General features: G+C 63.0%; 5 protein-coding genes. 3 read left to right on the forward strand and 2 right to left on the reverse strand.

What is annotated here, in order from left to right; all coding sequences use genetic code 11:
- Positions 1-49 precede the first annotated feature (49 nt).
- Genes cysT through EN993_RS32680 form a run of 3 tightly spaced genes read left to right on the forward strand, consistent with a single transcriptional unit; the run spans position 50 to position 2,876 of the window.
- Positions 50-850 (forward strand): sulfate ABC transporter permease subunit CysT, encoded by an 801-nt coding sequence (cysT, locus tag EN993_RS32670; protein ID WP_109672949.1) that lies wholly within the window; start codon positions 50-52, stop codon positions 848-850.
- Positions 843-1,727, forward strand: a complete 885-nt coding sequence (cysW, locus tag EN993_RS32675) for a sulfate ABC transporter permease subunit CysW (protein WP_109672947.1) — start codon at positions 843-845, stop codon at positions 1,725-1,727. The genes cysT and cysW overlap by 8 nt, the downstream gene beginning before the upstream one ends.
- Before the next feature lie 12 nt (positions 1,728-1,739).
- Positions 1,740-2,876: a sulfate/molybdate ABC transporter ATP-binding protein gene (locus EN993_RS32680; RefSeq protein ID WP_126068073.1), complete on the forward strand. Its 1,137-nt coding sequence runs from the start codon at positions 1,740-1,742 to the stop codon at positions 2,874-2,876.
- 25 nt (positions 2,877-2,901) lie between these two features.
- Here the strand turns inward: EN993_RS32680 and EN993_RS32685 are convergent, their stop codons facing one another.
- Entirely contained in the window at positions 2,902-3,135 is a 234-nt protein-coding gene (locus tag EN993_RS32685) for a hypothetical protein (protein ID WP_126068074.1), read from the reverse strand.
- A gap of 169 nt (positions 3,136-3,304) precedes the next feature.
- On the reverse strand, positions 3,305-3,764 hold a 460-nt coding region (locus EN993_RS32690), incomplete at its 5' end, for a sulfate ABC transporter substrate-binding protein (protein WP_127265892.1).

A 3,764-nucleotide genomic window follows, 5' to 3' on the forward strand; every position in this document is an offset into this window, starting at 1 on the left:
GACCACAGCACCCGCGCAGGCTGGGTGGCGGTTCAGACAGCCGAGTGTCATTCCGGGTTTCGGATTGACGCTCGGCTTCTCGCTTGCCTACCTCACCCTCATCATCCTCATCCCGCTGTCGGGGCTGATCTGGCGCTCGGCCGCCTTGGGCTGGCCCGAGTTCTGGGCGATCGCAACCGACCGTCGCACCATCAACGCGCTTGAAATCAGCTTCGGCACCGCCTTCATCGCGGCTGGCGTCAACGTCGTCTTCGGCACGCTCGTCGCCTGGGTGCTGGTGCGCTACCGCTTTCCCGGCCGCCGCATCGTCGATGCCATGGTCGACCTGCCCTTCGCGCTGCCGACGGCGGTGGCCGGCATTGCGCTGACCACGCTCTATGCGCCGAACGGCTGGATCGGCAAATTGCTGATGCCGCTTGGCATCAAGGTCGCCTATACGCCGCTCGGCATCGTCATCGCGCTGATCTTCATCGGCCTGCCCTTTGTCGTGCGCACCGTGCAGCCGATCATGGAGGAGATCGACAAGGAGGTGGAGGAAGCCGCCGCCACGCTTGGCGCCAGCCGCTTCCAGATCATCACCCGCATCCTGTTTCCGGGCCTGGCGCCGGCCATCACTACCGGCTTTTCGCTGGCCTTCGCGCGCGGCGTCGGCGAATACGGCTCGGTCATCTTCATCGCCGGCAATTTGCCCTACAAATCCGAGATCGCGCCGCTTCTGATCGTCATCCGGCTGGAGGAGTACAATTATCCGGCAGCGACCGCGATCGCGGCGATCATGCTGTTTTTGTCGTTCCTGATGCTTTTGATCGTCAATCTCGCACAGTCATGGAGCCGCAAGCGCTATGGCTGATCCCGAGATCAAATCCTACGCACCGCATCACGAGAGCCGCTCGGCGGCGGTGACCGAGAGCCGGCCGGCGCAAGCCGTCCTGATGGCCATCGTCTTCGCTTTCCTCGGCGTCTTCCTGCTCTTGCCGCTGATCATCGTCTTCCACGAAGCGCTGGCAAAAGGCGTTGGTGCCTATACGCAATCGCTCAGTGACGCCGACACGCGCTCGGCAATCCGGCTGACGCTGCTGGTGGCGGCGATCTCGGTGCCGCTCAACATTGTCTTCGGCATCTCCGCCGCCTGGGCGATCGCCAAGTTCGAGTTCAAGGGCAAGGCCTTCCTGACCACGCTGATCGACCTGCCTTTCTCGGTCTCGCCGGTCATATCGGGCCTGGTCTATGTGCTTTTGTTCGGCGCCCAGGGGCTGCTCGGCGGCTGGCTGAAAGCGCATGGCATCGTCATCCTGTTTGCCGTGCCGGGCATCGTCCTGGCCACCGTCTTCGTCACCTTCCCCTTCGTCGCCCGCGAGTTGATCCCGCTGATGCAGGAACAGGGCAATGGCGACGAGGAGGCAGCACTCTCGCTTGGCGCCAATGGCTGGCAGACCTTCTGGTTCGTGACCTTGCCCAACGTCAAATGGGGGCTGCTCTACGGCGTGCTGCTGTGCAATGCGCGCGCCATGGGCGAGTTCGGCGCGGTCTCGGTGGTGTCGGGCCACATACGCGGCCTGACCAACACCATGCCGCTGCATGTCGAGATCCTCTACAACGAGTACAACGCCGTCGGCGCCTTCGCCGTCGCCTCATTGCTTGCCGGCCTGGCGCTCGTCACGCTGGTCTTGAAAACACTTCTCGAGATGCGCTACGGCGCCGAGATCGCCGCATCGCGCGGGCATTAGAAGGTTCTGTCGATGGAAGTTCGCGTTGCCAACGTGCGCAAGGAGTTTGACCGGTTTCCGGCCCTCCACGACGTGTCGCTCGACATCAAGTCGGGCGAGCTGATCGCGTTGCTGGGGCCGTCCGGCTCCGGCAAGACGACGCTGCTCAGGTTGATCGCCGGACTGGAGCGGCCGACGCGGGGAAACATCTTTTTCGGCGACGAGGACGCCTCGCACAAGTCGATCCAGGATCGCAATGTCGGCTTTGTCTTCCAGCACTATGCGCTGTTCCGGCACATGACGGTGGCCGACAATATCGGCTTCGGCCTGAAGGTTAGGCACGGGCCGTCACGCCCGCCGGCGCAGGAGATCCGCCGCCGCGCCTCCGAGCTTCTCGACCTTGTCCAGCTTTCAGGGCTGGAGAAGCGCTATCCGGCGCAGCTTTCCGGCGGCCAGCGGCAGCGCGTGGCGCTGGCGCGCGCCATGGCCATCGAACCCAAGGTGCTGCTGCTCGACGAGCCGTTCGGCGCGCTTGACGCGCAGGTGCGCCGGGAACTGCGCCGCTGGCTGCGCGAAATCCATGACACCACCGGCCACACCACCGTCTTCGTCACCCACGACCAGGAAGAGGCGCTGGAGCTTGCCGACCGCGTCGTGGTGATGAGCCAGGGCCGCATCGAGCAGGTTGGCACTGCCGACGATATCTACGACACGCCGAACTCGCCCTTCGTCTACGGCTTCATCGGTGAATCGAGCTCGCTTCCCGTCAAGGTCGAGAATGGTGAGATCTGGCTCGCCGACCGTCCGATCGGGCTTGCCGCGCCCCACGAACCCTCGGGCGATGCGACGCTCTACTTCCGCCCGCACGATGTCGAACTGCCGGACGGCTGCAGCGGCTGCATCGCCGGCACGGTGACCGCCAGCCGCCGCGTCGCCGGCACGCGCCGGGTCGAACTCGAGATCGGTGGTGAGCGCCAGCGCGTCGAAATCGAACTGCCTGTCGATCACCCGGCGGCGCAGAAAAGCCGGGTCGCATTCCGCCCGCGGCGCTGGACGCTTTTCCCAGCGTCGTCGATTGCGATCCAGAATCGCACGTTTGCGCTTGCGAACTGCAAGAAACGCGTTTCGGAAAGGCCTGAGCGGCTAAAGCCCACTACACGCGCCGCCTGAATTGAGCCTTATCATTGCGTCGGCCTCAAGTTCGACGCTTCTTCGTATCTGGAGCCGGGGCCAGCATCGTGAAAGCACGCCCAATCTCGTGATCGCCTTCAGCCACGATAGTTGCCGAGATCAGTACGTGTTCTTTCTGCAGCAAGACTGAATGGGTCATTGTCCCAGCGGCCATCATTGTCGTCGAATAGCCCATGATGGACCAGCCTGAGGCAAGAAGGCGACTAAGCTTGTCGTCCGGTTGCTGTTCTCCAGCCATACGGTTTCTCCCGCGAGACCGAGAAGTTTGGAGGTGTGCAGACGCTGGCACTCCCTCGTTCTCGGTCCGGGGCCAATCCCACGTTACAATCGGGTCACCATTATGTTGATAAAACCGACCGCAAGGGCATCGGGGATGGAGAAGCCATCGGGAAGCTTCTCCTGTTCCCCTATTGAGGCTTGTAGATCTGGTCGAATATTCCACCATCGCCGAAATGATAAGGCTGTGCCTTCTTCCAGCCGCCGAAAAGCGGATCGTCGATGGAGATCAGCTTGATATCAGGTGTCTTGGACAGATCTGCCGGCGCCACCAGTTCAGGCTTGGCCGGACGATAGTGGTTCTTGGCGATGATCGTCTGCGCTTCCTTGGAATAGAGCCAGCCCAGATAGGCTTCGGCGACCTTGCGCGTGCCCTTGGCGTCGACATTGGCGTCGACGATCGCCACCGGCGGCTCGGCCAGGATCGATGTCGGCGGGTAGACGATTTCGAAATTGTCGGCGCCGAATTCGTCGAGCGCCAGATAGGCATCGTTTTCCCAGCCGATCAGCACATCGCCGATGCCCTTTTGCGCGAAGGTCACGGTCGAGCCGCGCGCGCCGGTGTCGAGCACCGGGGCATTGGCGTAGAGC

This window comes from Mesorhizobium sp. M7D.F.Ca.US.004.01.2.1 (assembly GCF_003997785.1).
Lineage (GTDB): Bacteria > Pseudomonadota > Alphaproteobacteria > Rhizobiales > Rhizobiaceae > Mesorhizobium > Mesorhizobium loti.

What these genes read in the sequence shown, in the direction of transcription:
- cysW (WP_109672947.1), top strand. Translation starts at nt 843, where the DNA reads ATGGCTGATCCCGAGATCAAATCCTACGCACCGCATCACGAGAGCCGC.
- EN993_RS32680 (WP_126068073.1), top strand. Translation starts at nt 1,740, where the DNA reads ATGGAAGTTCGCGTTGCCAACGTGCGCAAGGAGTTTGACCGGTTTCCG.
- EN993_RS32685 (WP_126068074.1), bottom strand. Translation starts at nt 3,135, where the DNA reads ATGGCTGGAGAACAGCAACCGGACGACAAGCTTAGTCGCCTTCTTGCC.